The sequence below is a fragment of the Hyalangium versicolor genome (genome assembly GCF_020103695.1).
In the GTDB taxonomy this organism is placed as follows: domain Bacteria; phylum Myxococcota; class Myxococcia; order Myxococcales; family Myxococcaceae; genus Hyalangium; species Hyalangium versicolor.
Genome location: NZ_JAHXBF010000020.1, coordinates 84,139 through 105,701 on the forward strand (window position 1 = coordinate 84,139; position 21,563 = coordinate 105,701).

16 protein-coding genes are annotated in these 21,563 nt (G+C 66.7%); 13 read left to right on the forward strand and 3 right to left on the reverse strand.

Annotation, left to right across the window (positions count from 1 at the left end):
* Positions 1–54: 54 nt before the first annotated feature.
* From KY501_RS35660 to KY501_RS35675, 4 genes are read left to right on the forward strand one after another with little or no spacing between them, the layout of a single operon-like run.
* Entirely contained in the window at positions 55–651 is a 597-nt protein-coding gene (locus tag KY501_RS35660; protein ID WP_224368265.1) for an RNA polymerase sigma factor, read from the forward strand.
* On the forward strand, positions 648–1,418 hold the full coding sequence (locus tag KY501_RS35665; RefSeq protein ID WP_224368266.1) for a hypothetical protein: 771 nt from the start codon (positions 648–650) through the stop codon (positions 1,416–1,418). The genes KY501_RS35660 and KY501_RS35665 overlap by 4 nt, the downstream gene beginning before the upstream one ends.
* Positions 1,415–2,944, forward strand: coding sequence for a caspase family protein (locus KY501_RS35670; protein WP_224368267.1), 1,530 nt, complete (start codon positions 1,415–1,417; stop codon positions 2,942–2,944). Before KY501_RS35665 ends, KY501_RS35670 begins: the two co-directional genes overlap by 4 nt.
* Entirely contained in the window at positions 2,941–4,926 is a 1,986-nt protein-coding gene (locus KY501_RS35675) for a beta propeller repeat protein (protein WP_224368268.1), read from the forward strand. The genes KY501_RS35670 and KY501_RS35675 overlap by 4 nt, the downstream gene beginning before the upstream one ends.
* Before the next feature lie 18 nt (positions 4,927–4,944).
* Here KY501_RS35675 and ileS read toward each other — a convergent pair whose 3' ends face one another.
* Positions 4,945–8,676, reverse strand: a complete 3,732-nt coding sequence (gene ileS, locus KY501_RS35680; RefSeq protein ID WP_224368269.1) for an isoleucine--tRNA ligase — start codon at positions 8,674–8,676, stop codon at positions 4,945–4,947.
* A 204-nt stretch (positions 8,677–8,880) separates the two neighbouring features.
* On the opposite strand from ileS, the gene KY501_RS35685 reads away from it, so the two are divergent.
* Together KY501_RS35685 and KY501_RS35690 are read left to right on the forward strand one after the other, a co-directional pair.
* Positions 8,881–10,548, forward strand: a complete 1,668-nt coding sequence (locus KY501_RS35685; RefSeq protein ID WP_224368271.1) for a hypothetical protein — start codon at positions 8,881–8,883, stop codon at positions 10,546–10,548.
* Between the two features lie 12 nt (positions 10,549–10,560).
* Positions 10,561–11,253 (forward strand): hypothetical protein, encoded by a 693-nt coding sequence (locus KY501_RS35690; RefSeq protein ID WP_224368273.1) that lies wholly within the window; start codon positions 10,561–10,563, stop codon positions 11,251–11,253.
* A gap of 199 nt (positions 11,254–11,452) precedes the next feature.
* Here KY501_RS35690 and KY501_RS35695 read toward each other — a convergent pair whose 3' ends face one another.
* The gene (locus KY501_RS35695; protein ID WP_224368275.1) at positions 11,453–12,526 is read right to left on the reverse strand and encodes an MBL fold metallo-hydrolase; all 1,074 of its coding nucleotides are present in this window, start codon (positions 12,524–12,526) and stop codon (positions 11,453–11,455) included.
* Positions 12,523–13,761 (reverse strand): zinc-dependent alcohol dehydrogenase, encoded by a 1,239-nt coding sequence (locus KY501_RS35700; protein WP_224368277.1) that lies wholly within the window; start codon positions 13,759–13,761, stop codon positions 12,523–12,525. Before KY501_RS35700 ends, KY501_RS35695 begins: the two co-directional genes overlap by 4 nt.
* 100 nt (positions 13,762–13,861) lie before the next feature.
* On the opposite strand from KY501_RS35700, the gene ruvB reads away from it, so the two are divergent.
* The 7 genes from ruvB (at position 13,862) to KY501_RS35735 (ending at position 21,541) form a co-directional block, all read left to right on the forward strand.
* Positions 13,862–14,896 (forward strand): Holliday junction branch migration DNA helicase RuvB, encoded by a 1,035-nt coding sequence (gene ruvB, locus KY501_RS35705; RefSeq protein ID WP_224368279.1) that lies wholly within the window; start codon positions 13,862–13,864, stop codon positions 14,894–14,896.
* A gap of 15 nt (positions 14,897–14,911) precedes the next feature.
* A complete protein-coding gene (locus KY501_RS35710; protein ID WP_224368281.1) occupies positions 14,912–16,402 on the forward strand; it encodes a hypothetical protein in 1,491 nt (496 codons plus the stop codon).
* A 384-nt stretch (positions 16,403–16,786) separates the two neighbouring features.
* Positions 16,787–17,731: a UDP-3-O-acyl-N-acetylglucosamine deacetylase gene (lpxC, locus tag KY501_RS35715; protein ID WP_224368283.1), complete on the forward strand. Its 945-nt coding sequence runs from the start codon at positions 16,787–16,789 to the stop codon at positions 17,729–17,731.
* A gap of 52 nt (positions 17,732–17,783) precedes the next feature.
* On the forward strand, positions 17,784–18,875 hold the full coding sequence (locus tag KY501_RS35720; protein ID WP_224368286.1) for a DsbA family protein: 1,092 nt from the start codon (positions 17,784–17,786) through the stop codon (positions 18,873–18,875).
* Positions 18,876–18,884: 9 nt separating this feature from the next.
* A complete protein-coding gene (locus KY501_RS35725; RefSeq protein ID WP_224368288.1) occupies positions 18,885–20,129 on the forward strand; it encodes a DUF4388 domain-containing protein in 1,245 nt (414 codons plus the stop codon).
* Positions 20,126–20,851 (forward strand): orotidine-5'-phosphate decarboxylase, encoded by a 726-nt coding sequence (gene pyrF, locus KY501_RS35730; RefSeq protein WP_224368289.1) that lies wholly within the window; start codon positions 20,126–20,128, stop codon positions 20,849–20,851. Before KY501_RS35725 ends, pyrF begins: the two co-directional genes overlap by 4 nt.
* Positions 20,852–20,941: 90 nt before the next feature.
* Positions 20,942–21,541, forward strand: coding sequence for a hypothetical protein (locus KY501_RS35735; RefSeq protein ID WP_224368291.1), 600 nt, complete (start codon positions 20,942–20,944; stop codon positions 21,539–21,541).
* Positions 21,542–21,563 lie beyond the last annotated feature (22 nt).

Consider the following 21,563-nt stretch of genomic DNA (forward strand, 5'->3'; position numbering starts at 1 on the left):
AAGAGAGCACCTAGATCCACGTCTGGGGCAGGCCGTTGACGGGGAGGGGCAGGCGTGCAGGTGAACATCGAGGACGCGCTCTGCTCGGGACTCGGCGAGGACGCCGCGGATCGTTGGCTCCTGGACTTTCATGCCGGGCGGCGCTCCGTCCTGGAGCAGTGCTACCGCGAGCTCTATCCCACCGTGCAGCGGGCAGTGGGGCGCGTGCTCACCGGGGCGGACCAGGAGACCGTCATCCACGAGGTCTTCTATCGATTGATCTCCCGCGAGGAGCTGCGCCGCAGTTTCCGGGGCGGATCGTTGAAGGCCTGGATCGCCACGGTGGCCTATCACCAGGCGCTCGAGTACGTGCGCCGCCTGCAGCGCGAGCGGGGAGCGCTGGAGCAGGCGAGGGATCTCGGAGTCGTCGAGGCGGATGCGGTGGAGGCCTCTGATTCCGAGTGCGAGGCCCGCATCCTTATAGAGCGATTCCGGCGCGAGTGCCTGCCGGAGAAATGGCACGCCGTTTTCGAGGCTCGCTTCCTGAAGCAATTGCCGCAGCGGGAGGCGGCTCGGGAGCTGGGCATGCACCGAACCACGCTGGCGTACCAGGAGTTGCGCATCCGCGCGCTGCTGCGCCGGTTCCTGTTGCGCGAAGGGAGTACACCATGAACCCAAGGGTCTGCCCCATGCGCGGCCGTGTCGATGAGCACTTCGCGCGGAAGTTGAAGCCGGCGAGCGAGCACGCGCTGCGAGAGCACCTGCCGGCATGTACCTCCTGCAAGTCTCTGTATGAGCGGCACCTGCTGTTGCGGCGCTTGGACCCGAAGGCGAACGCGGATGCGCAGAGGCGGCTGGGGCAGGGGCTGGGATTGGTGAGGCCGCCGGTGCCGGTGACGCAGGGGGTGGCGGCGCTCGCGGTGGTGGCGTTGCTCGTGGTGGGAGTGGTGGCGACGAGGCCCACTCCGTTCTCGACGGAGGCGGAGGGTTTCACGGCGCGCGGGAATCCCGCGGCGGCCCAGCCGGACAACCTGCGCGTCTTCCGGGTGCGTCCGGGGCAGACGGCGGAGCCTGTCGAGGGTGAATTGCGAGCCGGGGACGAGCTGGCCTTCGCCTACGAGAACCCGCATGGGCGCAAGTGGCTGATGATCTATGCGGTGGATGAGCACCAGCACGTGTACTGGTTCCATCCGAGCTGGTCCGATCCGGATTCGAATCCCGCTGCGGTGCAGGCCTTCGGAGGCGTGGCGCTGCACGAGCTGCCCGAGGCCATCTCGCACGACTTCGATGGAGAGCGGCTGGTGCTGCACGGAGTCCTGGCGGACGAGCGGCTCACGGTGAAGCAGGTCGAGGCGCTGATGCGAGGGCACACACCGGAACAGCCGCTGTCGCTCCGTGGAGCGGAGGAGACGTCGTTCACGGTGAAGGTGAAGCGATGAGGGGAGCGGCCCGGGCGTTGGCGTTCGTCCTCGCCCTGGCGGCGCTGCCGGCCGTAGCGGAGGAACGGCCGCGAGCCGCCTTCGCGTTCATTGTCGGAGTCAACCACAGCGTGGATCCGAACGAGCCACCGCTCCGCTACGCGGATGACGATGCGGCGCGCTACCTGGATCTCTTCCGGCTCCTGGGCGCACGGACGTACTTGCTGGCCCGGCTGGATGAGAACACGGAGCGGTTGCACCCGCAGGCCGCGGCGGAGGCAAGTGTTCCCCGTCAGGCCGAGTGGAACCGGTTGGTGGAGCAACTCGCGCACGACGTGGCGCAGGCGAAGGAGCGCCACCTGGGGACGGTGCTCTATTTCGTCTATGCGGGCCACGGCAGCGTGCGCAACGGCCAGGGGTACGTGACGCTCGAGGATCGGAAGCTCACCGGGAAGGATCTGGCGGATGAGCTGATCACCCGGGTGGATGCGGAGCAGGTGCACCTCATCGTGGACGCGTGCTCCTCGTACTTTCTGGCCTATGGGCGAGGGCCTGGAGGCCAGCGCCGGCCCCTGAGTGGCTTCAGCGAGGTGACCCGCCTGGCGGAGGACGGGCGAGTGGGGTTGCTGCTCTCCACGTCCAGCGTTCGCGAGAGCCATGAGTGGGAGGCCTTCCAGTCCGGCGTGTTCAGCCACGAGGTGCGCTCCGGTCTCTACGGGGCGGCGGACGCGGATGGAGACGGAAGGGTGAGCTACAAGGAGATCGCGGCGTTCGTGCAGCGGGCGAACGCGGCCATTCCCAACGAGCGCTTCCGGCCGGAGGTGCACGCCCGTCCGCCGAAGGATGGACAGTGGCTGGTGGAGCTGGGCAAGGCGCTCGAGCACCGGATCGAGGTGGACGGGAGCGAGTCCGTGCACCTGGAGCTGGAGGACAGCAGGGGCGTGAGGCTGGCGGACTTCCACAACGCCTCGGGTCAGCGGCTCTGGGTGGCGAGGCCCGTGGGCACAGGCCCGCTGTTCGTGCGGCGTGTGATGGATGGGAGCGAATACCGCATCGACGCGATGCCCGAGGTGGTGAAGCTCGCCGCGCTCACGCCGCAGGCGCCTCGGACCGTGGCGCGAGGCGCGGAGCACGAGGCGTTCAGCCTGATCTTCTCGCTGCCGTACGACCAGAAGACCGTCGAATCCTATGACTTCACGATGCCCGTTCCGCTCAAGCTCCTGGAGCCGGGGCGCCCGGCGTGGAGGAGCATCGCGGGCTGGAGCGTGCTCGGAGTAGCGGGGGCTACCCTGGGCGGAGGCGCGTGGACGACGCTGTCGGCGCGGGGACTGCGCTCGGAGAGCACGAGCGGCCTGTCCAATGCAGATGCGCTGCACCGCAACGCTCGTATCCAGAGCCTCAATCGACGCTCTACAGCTCTGTACGCGGCCGGAGCGGCTGCGGGGGTGGTGGGGCTCGGGTTGCTGCTGTGGCCTGGGGCTTCAGCGGAGGCCTATCCGACGGTCTCGCCGAGTGCTGCGGGCCTGCACCTGGAGGGACGGTTTTGAAGGCGTGGCTGCCGGTGCTCGGGTTGCTGCTCGGGGCCTGCGTGGCGCCCGTGTCGCTGGACGAGCGTCCGTGTCCGTGCGGCGAAGGGTGGACCTGCTGCGCGGCGACGCAGATGTGCGTGCGGGAGGCGAACTCCTGCTCCATGCAGCAGCAGCCCTCGACGCCGCCGGATGGAGGGACGGACGGCGGGACGGATGGCGGTCACGACGCCGGGCCGGATGGCGGCTCCGACGGTGGAGTGGACGGAGGGACCGACGGCGGCCCGGACGAGGGGGACGGAGGGGATCCGGATCTCATCCTCCGTTGCTTCGACGAGCACTGGTGTTGGGAGAACCCCTCGCCGCACGCGCGCTACTACGAGGCGGTGTGGGCGGGCGGGCCGGATGATGTCTGGGCGGTGGGCGCACCCGGCATCGCGACTCACTGGGATGGAAAGGGCTGGAAGGTGTACCGCTCGGCCACGCAGCAGACGCTACTGGCCATCTGGGGAACGAGCTCGGATGAGGTGTGGGCCGTGGGCCGCCAGGGCGCGGTGGTGAGGTGGAACGGGAAGGCCTGGCAGCCTGTGGGCACGGGGCTCAAACAGCACCTGGTCGCGGTGTGGGGCAGCGGCCCGAACGACATCTGGGTCGGAGGCTTCGATGGCGCACTGCTGCACTGGAACGGAGCGGAGTGGACTCGGCCCGAGAGCACGCCGCCGCACTACTTCACGGGGCTTTGGGGCACGGGGCCGAACGACGCGTGGGTCATCACCGCGGAGGGAGCGCTGCTGCACTGGGACGGGCAGGCCTGGACACAGCAGCCGAGGTTCCAGAGTGAGCTCGTCCTGAGCCTGAGCGGCGCGGACGGAGTGCTATGGGCGCTGGACCAGACACTCACCACGGGGACGTGGCGTGTGCGTCGCTACGAGGGCGGAGCGTGGACCGTGGTCTACGAGGGGACGGAGCCGCTGAACAGCCTCGTGGCACTGAGCGCGAGGGATGCCTGGGCGGTGGGAGCACACGGCTCGGTCCTGCACCTCGACGCTGAGGGAGCCTGGTGGAGCTCCATGGGCATCTCCGAGGATCTCGAGCACGTCTGGGGCACTGCGAGCATGGGGCTCTGGGCAGTAGGGAGCCGGGGCCAGGCGATGCGGTGGACGGGCGACGAGTGGGTCTCGCTGCGAGAAGGCGCTGACACGGCGATGCTGGGAGGCCGGGCGCTGAGCGCGACGGAGGCCTGGGCCACGGGCGATCGCGGCACGCTGCTGCGCTGGAGCGAGGGCCGGTGGTTGACCCTGACGACCGGCACGCAGGCCGCGTTGAACTCGGTCTGGGGCGCAAGCTCCAACGAGGTCTGGGCCGTGGGAGCGGGTGGGACCCTCGTGCGCTCCGATGGCATGACGGCCGCGCTGTGGCCGGAGTCCGTGGCCATGGAGACGTTGCGAAGCGTATGGGGCTCCAGTGCTTCGGATGTGTGGGCGGTAGGCGATGCGGGCCGCCTCCTCCACTACGACGGACAGAGCTGGGATGTTCGTTCGAGCCCCACCACCGCCACGCTGTACCGGCTCTGGGGCACGGGCGTGGAGAACGTGTGGGCGGTAGGCGAAGCCGGGACACTCCTGCGCCGGAGCAGCGCGGGGTGGAAGGCCGTGACGCTGGATCCGCCCACCTCGCAGACCTTCTATGGCCTGTGGGGTTCGAGCGCGAATGACCTCTGGGCCGTGGGCGCGAAGGGCGTGGTGCGCCACTACGACGGCCAGCGCTGGTCACCCGTGCTCCCGTTCGCGGAGGGAGATCTCCTCGACATCTGGGGCACGGGGCCTGCGGACATCTACGCGCTCGAGCGGAGGGCCGATGGAATGACCCTCTTCCACTACGACGGAACCACATGGCTACCGTCACCCATCCCCTACGGAGGGGACTTCAACTCCCTCTGGGGGATGGGGACGGTGCCGCGGATAGGAGGCTTCGGCGGTTCGATCCTTCGCTACAAGCCCTGAGCGGACCTGAGCGAGAACTCAGGCCTTCTCCACGCGGATGCGCGTGGGCAGGCCGTTGAGGTTGAACTCCTCCTCCTTACCGGTGAGGCCCTGGGGGCCGACGTTGAGTTCGGAAGCGAGCGTCTCGCGGGAGATGAGTTCCTTCGACTCCTGCGCGACGCGGAGCACGCGGGCATCGCCATCCACCCAGACGCGGATGCGGTCGGTGTAGCCGAGCGCCATGTCCTTGCGCGCCGCCTGCACCCGGGCGAGCAGCTCGCGCACAAGGCCCTCGTCCACGAGCGCCTCGGTGAGCTCGGTATGGAGCACGACGACGCCCACGCCCGCACCGGCGGCGGCATAGCCAGGATTGGCCTCGACGAGCACCTCCAGGTCCTCGGTGGGGAAGGCCATGCGCTCACCATCGACGGTGATGGCGACCATTCCCTTGAGCGCGAGCTCGCGCTGGAGGATGCGGCCATCGGCGGAGTCGAACGCCTTGCGCACGGGAGCAAGCTTGGGCCCGAGCCGGCTGCCCACGGCGCGCAGGTTGGGGCGGACCTTGTAGCGGACGACATCGGTCTCCTGGCCAGCCTCCATGAAATTCACCTCATGGACGTTGAGCTCATCGGTGATGAGGTCCTTGTAGACGGCGACGCGGTCCTTGAGCTCCTGGCGCGCGAGGATGACATCCACGCGAGACAGGGGCTGGCGGACCTTGAGGCGGTTGTCGGTGCGGACCTTGAGGCCGAGGGAGACGAGCTCGCGCACGGCGCCCATCTCGGCGGCGAGGCCCTCGTCGATGAGGCGCTCATCGGCGTCGGGGAAGCGGCCCAGGTGGACGCTCTCGGGCTGGGAAACGGGCCAGGGGCGGCGCACGAGGTTGATCCACATCTCGTCAGCGAAGAACGGGATGAAGGGGGCCGAGACAGCGGAGATGGTGGTGAGGGCCTCGTAGAGGGTGAAGTAGGCGTCGAGCTTGTCCTGCTCGAGGCCGGGAGCCCAGAAGCGGTCGCGGCTGCGGCGCAGGTACCAGTTGGACAGCGCATCCACGAGGGCGACCAGACGCTGAGCGGCCTCATAGACCTGGTAGGTGTCGAGCGAGCGGGCGACATCGCGCAGGGAGAGTTGGACCTCGGAGAGGATCCACCGGTCGAGCACGGTGCGGGACTTGGGATCGCGCCAGCCCTGGCTCTTGCGGATGGCGATCCAGGGAGCCTCGGAGGACTCGGCGTTGCTGGTGGCGGGCGAGAAGCCGTCGATGTTCGCGTAGATGGTGAAGAACGAGTAGACGTTGCGCAGCTTGACCTGGAAGTCCTTCTGCAGGAGCCGCACGTTGCTGAGGGAGTGGCGGGTGTTGGACCAGGTGGGGCTGGACGCGTAGAAGAACCAGCGGAACGCGTCGGAGCCGGGAGCCTTGCTGGAGGGGTCCTTGACCGACACGCGCTCGGAGGGAGCGAGTCGAGGCACCTCCACGGGCATCACGTCCACGCCCTTGGCGGACGGGGCCACGCCGAGGGCATCGAGGTCCTTCTTCGCGAGGAGCACGACGCGGCGCTTGAGCTTCTTGTGGACCTTGATGGTGAGGGTGAGGGCGGTGCCGGGCTGGTCGGGACGGAAGACCTGGACCTTGGCGCCCTCCTGGATGTCGAGGCCCTCGAGGTCCTCGCGAGCGATGAGCGCCTCACCGGCGACACCGGGGAGGCCTGCGGCCTTGTCATCGAGCACGGCGAAGTCCATGCGGACTTCATCAAGGATGATCTCGGGAGGGGTGTAGTTGCCCTTGGACTTGGACTCCTTCTTGCCTTCCTTGTCACCGACGTGGCCGAGGACGATGCAGCTCTTGTAGGGGTGGGGCCAGCCGCGAGGCGGCGCGATGTTGAGGCGGCGCTGGGTCTCCTCATCGAAGACGAGCGTGCTGATCATCAGGAGGGAGTAGAACCAGCCACGGGTCTGGTCGATGGCCTCGGAGATGAAGTCAGCGGGGAAGGCCTGGGTGAACTTCTCGTGAGAGCCCGGGGCATGGGGGTAGCCCCACTGCGCGAAGGGCATGCACCCTGAGTCGAACCACACATCGATGACTTCGGGGACGCGGGTGAAGCGGCCGGGGGTACCGGGCTTCTCGAAGGTGATCTTGTCGACCCAGGGTTTGTGGACGATGAGGTGCTCGGCGCTGGTGGCACCGGGCTTCTGGGCGAGGAAGGCCTGGAGCTCGGCCTCGATGGCGGCGACGTTGTTGCCGGGCTTCTCGCGCAGGGCCTGGAGGGAGGAGATGGCCTCGACCTCGCCGGTCTCCGAGTGGACCCAGAGGGGGAGGGGAGTGCCCCAGTAGCGCTCGCGGGAGAGGGCCCAGTCGACGTTGTTGGCGAGGAAGTCGCCGAAGCGACCTTCCTTGATGTGTTCGGGGACCCAGTTGACGGCGCGGTTGTTGGCGATGGCCTGGTCCTTCACGGAGGTGGTGCGGATGTACCAGGCGGGGCGAGCGAACTGGATGAGGGGGTCATCATCGGCGCGCCAGCAGAAGGGGTATTCGTGGCGGTACTGCTCGACGAGGACGAGGGTGCCGCGCTCCTTGAGGGTGCGAGTGATGTCCTTGTCGGCATCCTTGACGAACTTGCCGGTGAGGGAGGGGAAGTCCTCGGAGAAGGTGCCATCGGTGCGGATGGCGCAGAACATCTCGAGGGTTTCGGGCTTGGTGAAGCGGGTGCGTTCGCGGCGGAAGGCCTCGTAGTCGTCTTCGCCGAAGGCGGGAGCGACGTGAACGATACCGGTGCCGCTGGAGAGGGTGACGAAGTCCGCGCCGATGACGCGCCAGGCGGGCGAATCGGAACCGCCGTCCTTGAGGGGCAGCTCGGTGGAGCCGGCGCGCTGGAAGTAGACATCGAAGGGAGGGAAGTAGCGGCGGCCGACGAGGGCGCTGCCCTTCTGAGTCTCGAGGATGGGCAGTTCCTTCTTGAGCTTCTTGGCGAGCTCATCGCGAAGGGCGGCGGCGATGATGAGCTTGCGTTCGCCGGCATCGACGGTGACGTAGTCGACGTTGGGATTGACGGCGGCGAACATGTTGGACGGGAGGGTCCAGGGAGTCGTCGTCCAGATGAGGAGGGCGGTATCGGGCGAGCCTCTCAGGGGGAAGGCGACATAGGCGCTGGGATCATCGACGGTGCGATAGCCCATGCCGACTTCGCCGGAGCTGAGTGCGGTGCCACCCTGGGGCCACCACCAGACGATCTTGTGTCCCTGATAGAGGAGACCCTTGCGGAAGAGTTCGGAGAGGGCCCACCAGACGCTCTGGACGTAGCTCTGGTGATAGGTGACGTAGGCGTCCTTGAGGTCGACCCAGAAGCCGATGCGCTCGGTGAGACGCTCCCACTCATTGGTGTAGCGGAAGACGGACTGGATGCAGCGTTGGGTGAAGGGCTCGACGCCGTAGCGCTCGATTTCAGCCTTGCCGTGGATGCGGAGTTCCTTCTCGACCTCGACTTCGACGGGGAGGCCGTGGGTGTCCCAGCCGGCTTTGCGAGGGACGCGGAAGCCTCGCATGGTCTTGTAGCGAGGGAAGAGGTCCTTGATGACGCGAGTGAGGACGTGGCCGTTGTGGGGGAGGCCGTTGGCGGTGGGAGGGCCCTCGTAGAAGACGAAGACGGGGGCGGAGTCCCGGCCCTGGAGCGTCTGCTCGAAGACTTTGCGTTCCTTCCAGAAGGCAAGGATGCGGCGCTCGTCGGCGGGGAAGTCGATCTCGTTGGGGACCGTGGCGAAAAGGTTCTGAGCCATGACCCTGGACAGATAGCACCCGGCGGGCCCGGATGGGGGGCTTGTGTGAGCTTCTGGAATCAGTTCGGCCACCAGAGGACTCCCGCCTGGGACAGAGGTCCCCGGGACGGGGGAGAGGAACTTCACCCGTCCGGGGCTGGGAGGGGCGAGTAGGCTGTGGATGCCACGCCCGCCCGAGCAGAGGGCGCTCGAGGAAGGAACGGCATGCGCCGGGGATTTGGGGAGATAGCGCTGACCTGGGGGCTGGTGGCGCTGGTGCTCCTGAACGCTTGTGCGACGGTACCGCAGGCCGGAACAGGAGGTAGCGGGCGGTTCGAGCCAGAAGGCACCTACCAGGGTAGCGAGGAGCCATCGGAGGAAGCGCGCGAGGCCGAGTTGGAATCGGCACTGACAGCACTGTGGGGAGTGGCCAGCGAAGTGCGAGAAGTCGGGGCCGAGTTGGAGTTCACCTTCTGGACGGAGCGAGGGGCCTTCACGCTGTTGTCCCTGAAGAGGCGGCAGGGCGGAGCCCCGGGGAAAGCAGCAGCCAGGGAATCCTTCGCGAGCGAGGTGAGGGATCTCCTATCTGCCTGTGCTGAAGGTGCGCCGGGGGCGGTACACCTGATCCTCCGGAGAGACGAGACGCGCTGGCGTGCAGACTTCAAGAAGGACGAGGCCGTGGCCTTCCCTCCGGAGGCCAAGACTTGGCCTGTCCAGCGAGTCGGAACTCGCTCTGAGGAACTGCAAGGTCTGGTGGGGGCAGGGCGGGAGGTGGCTTCGAGGATCTGGGTGCCAACGGGAGCAAGGGTGCGCTGGCAGGTCGAGATCGCACTGGATGACGAGAGAGTAACGGGGCTGGAAACTCGGCCGCCTCGCTCCCTGCCGGGAGGCACGTCGGTGCGAGCGGACCCCGGGCTGATGGGTCCATGGGTGAATGTGCTGGTGCCCTTCACACAGGGCCTGGGGCCTCGGAAGGTCCGGATGGACTGGGAGGGCGAGCACCTCCCGGGCACCCAGCAGTCGCGCTGGAGGATCGTCGCAGCCGAAGTGGTGCGTCCACCACCTCCCGAGCCACGGAACGCGGAGGTAGCGCTCGAATACCGGGCGATGCACGAGCAGATTTTGCGCCAGTGGCGCGAGGAGACGCGAGAGAGCTTCCAGGCGATGGCCGTCATCGGCCTGGAACAACTGGCGCTCTATGTGGTGGGCGGGTGGTTGGCGCGAGGCACAGGTGTGGCGCTGGAAGCGGCTGCGCCGACGATCTCCCGTGTGTTGGCAAGAGGAGGTATGGAGGCGGTGGGGTGGTTTCGTTCCCTGCTTGCCAGAGCTCCCACCGCTGAACGCCAAGCGTTCGCACGATTGGTTGCCAGAATGGAGGCAGAGGGGTTTGAGGCGCTCACCGCTGCTGAGCGCAGCGAACTCAGAGCGTTGTTGCTCCGATTTGAGCGCCTCACGACCACTCCTTTGAAGGAACTTGATGGGGCGAAGGACCTGTTGCGTGACGAGGCAAAGACGCTTTTCTATGGAAAGCGCCATCCCAAACTCGATGCGCTGTTACGAGACATCCACGGTGTGCGCTATGATATCCATCATTGCATTCCATTGGAATATGCTCATCTCTTCCCGCTGAGAGATGTCAACGCGGAGTTGAATCTGGTGGCAGCGGCCAAGCCGATTCATTCGAGTGTCGGTAGCGTGTGGACACGCCTCAGGAAGGCTCCGCGACCACCGACAGCGGAGGAAGTTTTGAGAGTGGAGGAGATCGTCAGAGCCCGCTTCGGACGCTGGTTCAACAAGATTTATGATGAGAGCGCCGGAGCACTTGAAGAGCTCTCACAGGCCAAGAGGCTTGCCACGAATGAAGTCGACGCGCTTGTTGCAGGGATGCGCTGAAGAGTCGAGACCATGTCAACCCACCGTTTACCAGGACTGAATAGGTTGCTAGAGGTTGTGGGCAAGAATGGTCTTCGGGTCGAGACGCTGCCTCCTCGGAGTACTCCGCCTCATGCCGGTGAGCACCTGTATGGAATGCCTGTTGATCCACTGCTGGCCACCGCATTCTCCAGTTGCGGAAAACTGCTGATTGAGGGCAGAGGAGCTGAGAGACTCCTGTTGGTACGTCGCGATGATGAAGTAGATGGGTTTCTCTCGGAGAATCGGGAGTGGCAAAGCTACTTCCCGCACGAGTTCTGGCCGGAGCACTTCCGCACGTTGCTGCTGTTCGGGGGGGAGATGCTCTATCGCTATGCCACGGTGCCTGAACTTGCGAACTCTGAAGGGAGACAGCCCGTGGTTCGCGTGGACCCGTACGAAGAAATTCATGCGCTACCAGTGGCTTCGGGCGTCGACCGTTTTTTTGATACGTATTCGCGCTACATCGAACTCATGGTTAATGACCAGGGATATCAATCGGACGGAATCTCGTGGGTGCGTTTCCCCTATGATGTTCCGGAGCTGATTGCCGAGGACGAAGCGCTGATCGATATGATCAAAGAGGGCCGATTTGATCGCTTGATGTATGAAAGAGACAAGACCGGTTGGCGGGATGAAAGCGTCGTGGCAAGCACCCGAGACTGGGTGGGCAGGCTCATCCGGTGAATATGCCACTCAGAGGCTTCCAGAATCTCGTGGAGGTCTGCCAAGTGCCTGATTTGGTTACCCGGGATAGGCTCTTGATTGATGCATTGCGCGCTGGGCGCTTCAGCAAACTCTTGGGAGATAATGAAGAGAGTCGTGCATGGGTTGATCGAGTCGCTGGAGCGGCGCAGTGAGTTTAGATTCCGCTAGGGCGACGATGTCATGCCGCCCGCCTTGATGCGGTAGACGGCCGTACGTCTCCGAAGTTCGGCGCAGGCAGAACCACCGTGGGTGACAAGCCCGGCGCCAGAATCGATGTCGCCAGCAACGAGGATGGGTGAAAGTTCACATACGCCCCCTCCACCAGCGACGGACCCGCGAACAGTTTCTCCACCACCATCGACGAGTACTGGTCCAGCGAGTGCTCGCGCGTGTTGCCGTTGAGCACCACCTCCAACCCCATGTGCTCGGCGAAGTTACGCAGTCCCGGGATGCCTGACTGCAGCGGCGTGTAGCTCTCCGTCGCCACCCCGTTCTCGCTCACCACGAACACCTCGCGGTCCGTCGCCACCGCCAGCGACATGTTCCCCAAGGTGTGCCCCGGCGTGTACAGGATCGCCGCTCCCGGCCCCAGCCACACGTCTCCATCCAGCAGGATGACCCGATCCTCAGGCACGCCCGCCGTGCCGTTCGGCACGTACCAGACCGTCTGCATCGGATGCAGGTTCTTCGCTCCCTCCCACTCCGTTCGCTGCACCAGCAGCTTCGCCCTCGGGAAGTACGCCGAGGCCCCCTCGCCCCCGAGCCATCCCCGCACGTCCTGGACGTGCAGGTGGTCGAACGCGATGTAGTCCACGTCCTCCGGAGTCAGCCCCAGCGCCGCCAGATGGCTCTGCACCGAGCCGTGCCGGGTCGACATCACCTTGTCGGAGACGAAGTTGCCGTAGCGCTCGCGCAGGCTCCGGAAGAACGGAGCCGCCTGCCCGCGCTCGTAGTCACTCGGGTTGAACAGCAGCGTGCGCCGCTCTCCGCCATCCAGGAACTGCACCACCTGCATCCGGTTCGTCATCATCACGTACGGTGCCGGAGACAGCGCCGCCCCGCTGAACGCGAACTGCGCCGGATACGGGAACGTGATCAGATCGCACGTGGCCACCGCGGCCACCGGTCCTCCCGCCGTGAAGGCCTCTCGGGCCTCCAGGGCCGCGCGGCGGAGGTGCTGCAATCGGAGGCCAGGAACCCGCTCGGTACGGGCCTCGGCGAGGGAGGGGAGGGAACGAAAGATCGAAATCATGCGGTCACCGTCAGGTCGAAAGCCGTCTTCACGGACTGGTAGCGCCCTCGCGCCAGATTTGCCTCGATGGCCTCTCGATACCGAGAGAGCGGGAAGGTATGCGTCACGAGCACGGATGGATCGGGGCCTTCCCGCCGAGCCAGCAGATCCAGTACCAGATCGAACGTGTGCTTGCGCTCTCCGCGGAAGCTCTCTGGCCCGTACACGTAGGAACCGAGCAGCGTCAGTTCATTACGCCACACCGTGGTCCAATCCACCCGCTCCAGCACCCCCGCCGCCCCCACCAGCACCACCCGGCCCAGCGCCCGCGTGTACCGCAGCGAATCCTGCACCGAAGCCGCGCTCCCGATGCAGTCAATCGTCACCTCGAAGCCCCCCGTCAGCGCTGGAGGCCCGATGACCGGCTTGTACACCTTCGCCCCCGTCAGCCGAGCCACCTCCTGGGCCTCCGCCGCGTCATCCCGCACCCGGAACGCCTCCTCCGCCCCGAGCTGCCGAGCGAGCTTCAGCTGGTACTCCTCTGTCGCCAGCAGCGTCACGTGGCTGCGGTGCCCCAGCGCTCGGATGGCCCACAGCGCAGCGAACGCCACCGGACCTCCGCCAATCACCAACACCCGCTCCTCGTCCCTCAGCCCCGCCTTGAGCACGGCATGCAGGCTCACCGCCAGGGGCTCCACCAGCACTCCGGCCTTGTTCGATACCGCGTGCGGCACCTCGTGGAGCTGCGAGGGATGGGCCAGCATCTCCGTCCCCATGCCTCCCGGTAGATCCCTCTGGTAGCCGAGCATCTGCCCGGCTGCCAGGCACCCATCCGCCGTCCGCTCGCACCCGTTCTCCTGCCCCACCGCGCATGGCTTGCACGGAGGCTGGATACCTCGCAGGCGGCAGGGCAGCAGCGGGTTCACCGCCACCCGTTGCCCTACCTCCACGCCTCGGGTCTCGGGGCCCAGCGCCGTCACCTCCGCGAGGATCTCGTGCCCCAGCACTGCTGGAAAGCTATTGAAAGGCTCCAACTGGGGACTGGCCTTGAAGAAGAAGGTCGCCATGTCCGAGCCGCACAGCCCTGTCAGCAGCGGTCTCAGCCGCACCCACTCGGGGCCTGGCGCGGTGGGCGAGGGCAGCTCTCGCAGCGACAGGCAGCTCCCCGGGCCATAGTGGATCTTCGGGTACAGCCTCCCGATTCCCTTGGCCAGCACGTACTTGGGGATGGACAGATCGAAGACGAGGCCCTTCACGTCGCGCGCTCCCTGGCCAACCAGCCTGTGTGGCGCGCGAGTCTATCGTCGGGAGATGGGCGGCGACACACGTGCCGTTCTTGGTAGGGTGGGCACCGCAATGGCTACGAAGCGCAAGTCCGAGACATTGTCCGGAGAGGCCCTGGGGGACGATGTCCGCCTGGAGGCCTCGCTCCGCCCCCGTACCTTCGAGGAGTACGTGGGCCAGGACGCCGTCGTCGAGAAGCTCAAGGTCTACGTACGCGCCGCCGGCCACCGCAAGGACGCCCTCGATCACTGCCTCTTCTCCGGCCCCCCGGGTCTCGGCAAGACGTCGCTGGCCCACATCATCGCCTCCGAGCTGGGCGTGGGCATCCACGTCACCAGCGGCCCCGCGCTCGAGCGCAAGGGAGACCTGGCGGGCCTGCTCACCAATCTCAACGAGCGCGACGTCCTCTTCATCGACGAGATCCACCGCCTCAACGCCTCCGTCGAGGAGTACCTCTATCCCGCCATGGAGGACTTCCGGCTGGACATCACCATCGACACGGGTCCCGCCGCCCGAGCGATGAAGATCGACCTGCCGCCCTTCACCCTCATTGGTGCCACCACCCGCACGGGCCTGCTCACCTCACCGCTCCGGGACCGGTTCCAGATCCAGGAACGCCTCGAGTACTACGAGCCCAAGCACCTGGAGCTCATCCTCAACCGCTCGGCGCGCATCCTCGGCATCCCCCTGGACCGCGACGCCAGCAAGGAGATCTCCACCCGCTCGCGAGGCACACCCCGCATCGCCAACCGGTTGCTGCGCCGCCTGCGCGACTTCGCCCAGGTCGAGGGCGAGGGCCGCATCACCCTGGAGCTGGCGCGTGGCTCGTTGGACCGGCTCGGGGTGGACGCCAGCGGCCTGGACGCCATGGATCGAAAGATCCTGCTCACCATCATCGACAAGTTCGGAGGCGGCCCGGTAGGGGTGGAGACCATCGCCGCCAGCGTGGGCGAGCAGCGAGACACCATCGAGGACGTATACGAACCCTTCCTCCTCCAAGAAGGATTCCTCCAACGGACCCCCCGGGGGCGTATGGCCACACACCGCGCATACGGGTATTTCAAGAAGGCGCCACCTCCCGCCTCACCCCAGGGCAGCCTCTTCTGATAGGAGTCCCTCCCGATGAGCCAGGTACGCGCCAAGGAGCCAGCCAAGACGACGCCCCGCGTCGCGCGCGACTTCTACGCGGATCTGATGCGCACCTCCCAGTCCTCGCGCACCGGCCTGCTCGCCGAGCGCGAGCGCTGGCTGCGCGGCGTCAACATCGAGGGCCGCGAGGAGCAGCTCTTCGAGTTCGAGATGCTCCTGCGAGGCGTGGAGCGCTACTTCAACCTCCACAACGTGGTGGTGGACGCCCAGGAGCGCCCCCTCGTCACCCGGGACTTCCACGAGGAGCTCGAGGACGTCCGCGACGCCATCCACCGCGCCATCCGCATCGGTCGCCGCCTGCTGGACCCAGATTCGGACTCCAAGCGCGTCTTCCGCAAGTACGTGGAGACGCAGCTGGCCGATGATCGCGTCCGTCGCGCCTTCATCGAGGAGGAACTCCACCAGGAGACGCCCCAGGAGAGCCTCTTCGTCCTGCGCGAGGCCTTCGACTCCCTGCGCAACCTGATCGATCACCTGCTCAAGCTGCCCGTGTGCAACCTCGCCCTCTTCAGCGATGTGGGCAACCTGGCGCTGCGGGAGATCGTCCTCAACCGCTACTTCCGCCCTTTCCGGCCGCTCGAGTTCCGCATCGAGTACGACCGCATCCGCTCGGCGCGCATCCTCGATCTGCTCGCCAGCCAGCCGCAGGATGTCCGCGCTCCCTTCACCACCGGGGTCCTCGCGCTCTTCCGGTTGCTGCACTACCTCTCCTATGTGGGCCGCGAGAGCGATGACTCCATCCCCCGGCGCGCGCGCGTCGTGCTCGCCCTGGTGCGCAGCGAGGCCGTGAGCCTGGTCGGCTTCTTCCGCAATGAGCTGGCCACCCAGGTAGGGCCCAAGCGGCTCAAGGCCGCGAGCCTGCGCGCCGCCCGGGACATCGCCAAGGAGACCAACCGCATCGCCCGAGAGGTGCTCGTCGATCTGGAGGGCACGCCGGACGCTCCCGCGGATGCCGCTACCGCCTTCATCGCGCTCTTCCGGGCCCAGGTGGTGGCGCTCGTGGAGGCGATCGACCCGGGGGCCATCTCCGGCGAGGATGCCTTCCAGCAGCTCGTGTCCCAGGAGGCCATGGCCGGGCGCCTGCGCAAGGATCTCTGGGTCTTCGGCCAGCTGTGCCGCGCCACCGAACTGGCGTTGCGCACGGAGGACGTGCCCGCCGCGGAGAGCGCGCTCACGTCCTTCAAGTCCTTCCTCAGCTACTTCCAGGACGTGAGCTACCAACTCCTGCGCTACTCCGACTACGAGCCCTTCGATCGCTTCTCCGCGCTGCTCGTGGAACTCCCCTGGCCGCCCGAAGGCCCCAGCATCCGCCAGCGGCTCGCGGAGGATCTGCGTCAGTTCGTCCCGACGCTGGAGCACGCCTTCACCTCGGTCAGCCGCCGTGTGGCCCTCCAGGGACGCACCTTCGATCGCAAGGAAGCCGAGGCCCTCCGGGACCGCTTCCTGGCGCCCGCCAATCGCTGAAGCTCCAACTTTCTCGGCGCCTTCAGCGCGGGGCTGCCTTCGGGAGGCGCGATTGCCTCGGGGCGACTCTTTGCGCTATGGACCCGCCGCATTGCATCATGACCAGGTGTCGACCAGGCCACAAAACCCGGGAGCCTCTGTGAGGAATCCCGGACACTGATGTCACGGTCGACGAGATGGGACCCAGTGAGTTGAGGGGCGGGGGGCTCGGGCAGGGCGTAAGACTCGCAGTGACACCCCAAAAAGGCCTGCAATTCCAAGGGCCTACGATAGACTTCGCCCACCCTCGGGATGGGGTGGAAATCCGGGAGGATGGTATGTTTTTTGCTCTCCTCAGGACGCCGTACCGGATCCAGCAGTGAACGTTCGAGAGGCGACACCGCAATGCCTTTGTTTCCCGACAACCAGCGCACCATCTCCGAGCCCGTTTCCTGCCAGGGCGTTGGACTCCATTCGGGCGTTTCGGTGAACCTCAGGTTGTGGCCGGCTCCGGCCGATCACGGCATTGTCTTCGTGCGCACGGACACTCCTCGCCAGGTCTCCATCCCCGCGCTCTCCGAGTACGTCGTGGACACGTCGCTGGCCACCACCCTGGGCAAGGATGGGGTGAAGATCGGCACGGTGGAGCACCTGCTGTCGGCGCTGGCGGGCCTGGGCATCGACAACGTGCGCGTGGAGCTGGATGGTCCCGAGGTGCCCGTCATGGACGGCAGCGCCGACCACTTCGTGCAGATGGTGACGGGCGCGGGAGTGCGCGAGCTGGAGAAGCGGCGCAGCTACCTGGTCATCAAGAAGCCCGTCACCGTGACGGAGGGCGATAAGGAGGCCACGATCTCGCCGGCCCGTCGCTTCCGCATCAGCTGCACCATCGACTTCAAGCATCCCCTCATCTCCAGCCAGTCCTTCGAGCTCGAGATGAGCGAGCGGTGCTTCTCCGGTGAGATCGCCCGGGCGCGCACGTTCGGCTTCCTGCGCGACGTGGAGCGGATGAAGAAGCTGGGCCTGGGCCGCGGCGGCTCGCTGGACAACGCCATCGTCGTGGACGAGTCCTCCATCCTCAACCCGGACGGGCTGCGCTTCCCGGACGAGTTCGTCCGCCACAAGATCCTCGATGCCGTGGGCGATGTGTCCCTCTTCGGGCGGCCGGTGATTGGCCACCTGAACGCCTTCAAGACGGGGCACGCGCTCAACCACAAGCTGGTGCAGAAGGTGCTCTCGGATCCCAGCTCCTACGAGTTGGTGCAGGGGCGGCCCTCGGAGATGGAGCGGGCAGAGGTGCGGTTGCCTGAGTTGCCGGGCGGACGGGATCTGGAGCCGCTGGTCGCCTGAACCGAAGTTTCTTTTGCGAGGTACCGGACACCTCGATTAAGACGCCGGACTCATGTCCATGCGTCCCTCCCGTATTGTCCTCGCCGCGGTGCTCGCGGCCTCTTTTGCCGCCGGCTGCAACAAGCAGACGACGCCCGCGGCCTCTCCCACCACCGCTGCTGCCGCCTCCAGCGCCCAGTGTGATCTGCCGCCCGAGCAGGTCATCGCCACCTATAAGGTGGACGGCGCCGAACAGAAGGTCACCTACGGGGATCTTTCCAGCCGCATCGCGCCGCAGCTGAACGATCTCGAGAAGCGCAAGCAGGAGACGCTCAAGCGGGGCCTCGAGGGCTTCGTGATCGAGAAGCTGGTGCAGGCCGAGGCCAAGAAGCGCGGCCTGGCCAACGAGGACGCGCTGCTCAAGTCCGAGGTGGAGGACAAGGTTGCCCAGCCGAGCGATGACGAGATCAAGAAGGTCTTCGATCAGGCCAAGGCCGGTGGCCAGCTGCCCGCCGAGGTGACGATCGAGCAGGTGAAGCCCGAGATCGTCAAGATGCTCACCGAGCAGACCAAGCGCGAGAAGGCGCAGGCCCTGTTCGCCGACCTGAAGTCCAAGGCGGACATGCAGGTGATGCTGCCCGAGAAGCGCGTGCAGGTGGAGGCGACCGGCCCCTCGAAGGGCCCGGACAGCGCTCCGATCACCATCGTGGAGTTCAGCGACTTCCAGTGCCCGTTCTGCGGCCGCGCCAAGAACACGGTGGACGAGGTGGTGAAGAACTACGGCGACAAGGTGCGCCTGGTGTTCCGCCACTTCCCGCTGAGCTTCCACGAGAACGCGCCCAAGGCCGCCGAGGCCGCCGCGTGCGCCCAGGACCAGGGCAAGTTCTGGGAGTACCACGACAAGCTGTTCGCCAATCAGCAGGCGCTCAAGGTGGACGATCTCAAGAAGCACGCCGCGGACCTGGGCCTGGATGCCGCTCGCTTCAACGAGTGCCTGGACTCCGGCAAGAAGGCCGAGATCGTGAAGAAGGACCAGTCTGCGGGTGAAAAGGCCGGGGTCAGCGGGACCCCAGCCTTCTTCATCAATGGCATTGTCCTCTCGGGCGCGGTGCCGGCGGATGAATTCAAGACCATCATCGACTCCGAGCTGAAGAAGACGAAGTAGAGTGGAAGCGTGGCACCTCCACGCCCCAAAGCCACTCCTCGCATCACCGGTGAGACGGCCGCTCTCGAGCTCGAGCGGCCGCTCACTGTCGGCATATCGCCGACGCGTCCCTTCTCGGCGCATTTCCATTCGCCCGAGGGGATGATCCTCCTGAGAGAGCCGCCCGATCTGATCGGCTTCTTCGCCGGCAATCTGGGCTCGCTCTTCATGGAGGATGTCTTCTCCTACGTCCTGTCTGGAATTCGCAGCGGGCAGCTCATCGTCCAGCATGGGGCGATGCGCCGCACCGTGACGTTCCGGGACGGACAGGTGGTGTTCGCCACCTCCACCGAGCGCTATGAGCGGTTGGGTACGGCGCTGGTGCAGTTGGGGTTGCTCACCTCGGATCAGCTCACCCTCGCGGTGAGCCTGGTGACGCCCACGCGGCGCATCGGCCAGGTGCTCACCTCCGAGGGCATCGTCTCCGAGGCCAACCTCTACAACGCCATGACGTTCCTGGTGCGCGAGGTGGTGCTGAACCTCTTCGAGATGATGGAGGGGAGCTTCCTCTTCCTCGAGGCCCAAGCGCCCGTGAGTGACGTCGTCAAGCTGCCCGAGCGCACGAAGGATCTCGTCATCCAAGGCATCAAGCGCGGCGAGGCGACCAACCGGCTGCGCCGCCAGTTCCCCGATGATCTGCGGGTGCGCGTGGGCAAGGGCGGGTTCCCCCCGGGCGAAGAGGCCCTGGCCGCCAAGGCTCGGCCGGGCGTGGCGTTGAAGGAGCTGCGCGCCGCGTACGAGGGCAGCCTCCATGCCTTCTTCACCTGGGTGGAGGAGCGCGTGCGGGGGCAGTCGCTCGTTGTCGAGCCCGAGGCTCCACCTCCCAGGCCGAAGCCCCCGACTCCGGAGGAGTTGATGGCCTCGGAGCGGCTCAACCCCGAGGAGCGCTACAACCTGCTGCTCTCGCTGGTGTACCGGGCCGTCGAGGAGATGGGGAAGGACGTGGGAATGTTCCAGGGCTTCCTCAAGTCGCCTCCCGCGGGGCTCGAGGATGCGTACGCCAGCGTGCTGCTCGACAAGGAGGGCCGCGTGGACGTGGAGCAGATCCGCCGCAACGTGGCCTGTGGAGACGAGGCGCTGTCTCGCGCGCTCACGCTCGAGGCGCTCGATGCGTTCGTCTCGTATGCGCTCTTCTCCGCCCAGAATGTGCTGCCGAAGGATCTGGCGGACCAGCTCGCTTTGACCTACCGCGCCCTCCAGGAGGGACTGACGTGAGCACTTCTCCCGCCGCGCGCGAGCGGCTCGCCCTCGCCGCGGATCTTCCGCTGGAGCAGGGGCTTGCCCTGTACTCCCGCGTGGCTCCGCACATGGGCTACGCCAAGGTGGGGCTCTCGCTCTTCGTCGAGCACGGCCCCGCCGCCGTCCAGGCCTTCCAGAAGCTCGGCGCCAAGGTGTTCCTCGATCTCAAGCTTCACGACATCCCCAACACCGTGGAATTGGCGGCCGCTCGCGCTGGGGGACTCGGTGTGGCGCTGCTCACCGTCCACGCCGCTGGCGGCGAGGCCATGCTGAAGGCCGCGGTGCGTGGCGCTCGCGAGGGAGCCAAGGCCCTGGGGCATGCACCGCCTCGGATTCTCGCGGTGACGGTGCTCACCTCGCTGTCCGCGGAGGATGTGGCGGCGGTGGGCTTCAACGGCACTCCGGAGGCCTCGGCCCAGCGGCTGGCTCGGCTCGCTGTCGACGCGGGAGTGGATGGGCTGGTGTGCTCGCCTCGCGAGGCCGAGGGGCTGCGACGCTTGCTTGGTCCCTCGCCCTTCCTGTGCACGCCAGGCATCCGGCCCGCGGGCGCGGAGAAGGGGGATCAGGCCCGTGCCGAGACTCCGGCCTTCGCCATTCGGGCCGGCGCGGATCTGCTCGTGGTGGGTCGCCCTGTGCACACGGCGGCTGATCCGGTGGTAGCTGCCCGGTCCATCGCAGAGGAAGTTTCCTCCGCCTGACAGCCGGATTGACTCCGGTTGCAGCCCCACTGGCCGCACACACGGCCCGTGCTCACTTTCGCGATCAGGCTTCTGGTCGGGGGTGGGGACATGGGACGGTGGGGTTGGCTGGGGTGTGGCGTGGTGTTGCTGTGCACGGCGTGCGGCGCCTCGCGCGCTTCGGTGGTGAAGCAGCCGCAGGCCCTCCAGGAGGCCCAGGTCTCTCAGGCCGTGGTGGCCTCGGACGGGCCTCACTCCTCGGCGCGCCGCTATGTGGATGAGGATCTGGGCTTCGAGATCGTCCGGCCCACCGCCGAGTGGCAGCTCGACGAGACCGAGGACCAGAACTCTCCCGAAGGGCTCGCCATCCCCGTGGTGCTCAAGCACCGCACGAGCGGCGCCCAGGTGGTGTTGCAGGTGGCTCCCGCTGTGGCCACTCCCACCCAGTTCGCCGAGCGGCTCAACGCGGGCCTTCGCGAGCAGCCGGGCTTCGTCGCCTCGGATCCCGAGCCCCTTCCGCTGTCCGACAGCGCCGTGGGCTTCAACTTCCAGGTGGGGGACGGCGTACGAGGCCGCGTGGCGGTGACGGAGGGAAGCCCCGGGCGCGTCTTCATGATGCTCGCGACGTGGCCGGCGGAGTCTCCCGAGGACGTCTCCCAGAGCGTCGAGGCCCTCTTCGGCGCCGTGCGTCCGCTCCCCGAGCGCGGGTAGCTCGAAACAAAAACGGGGTGGG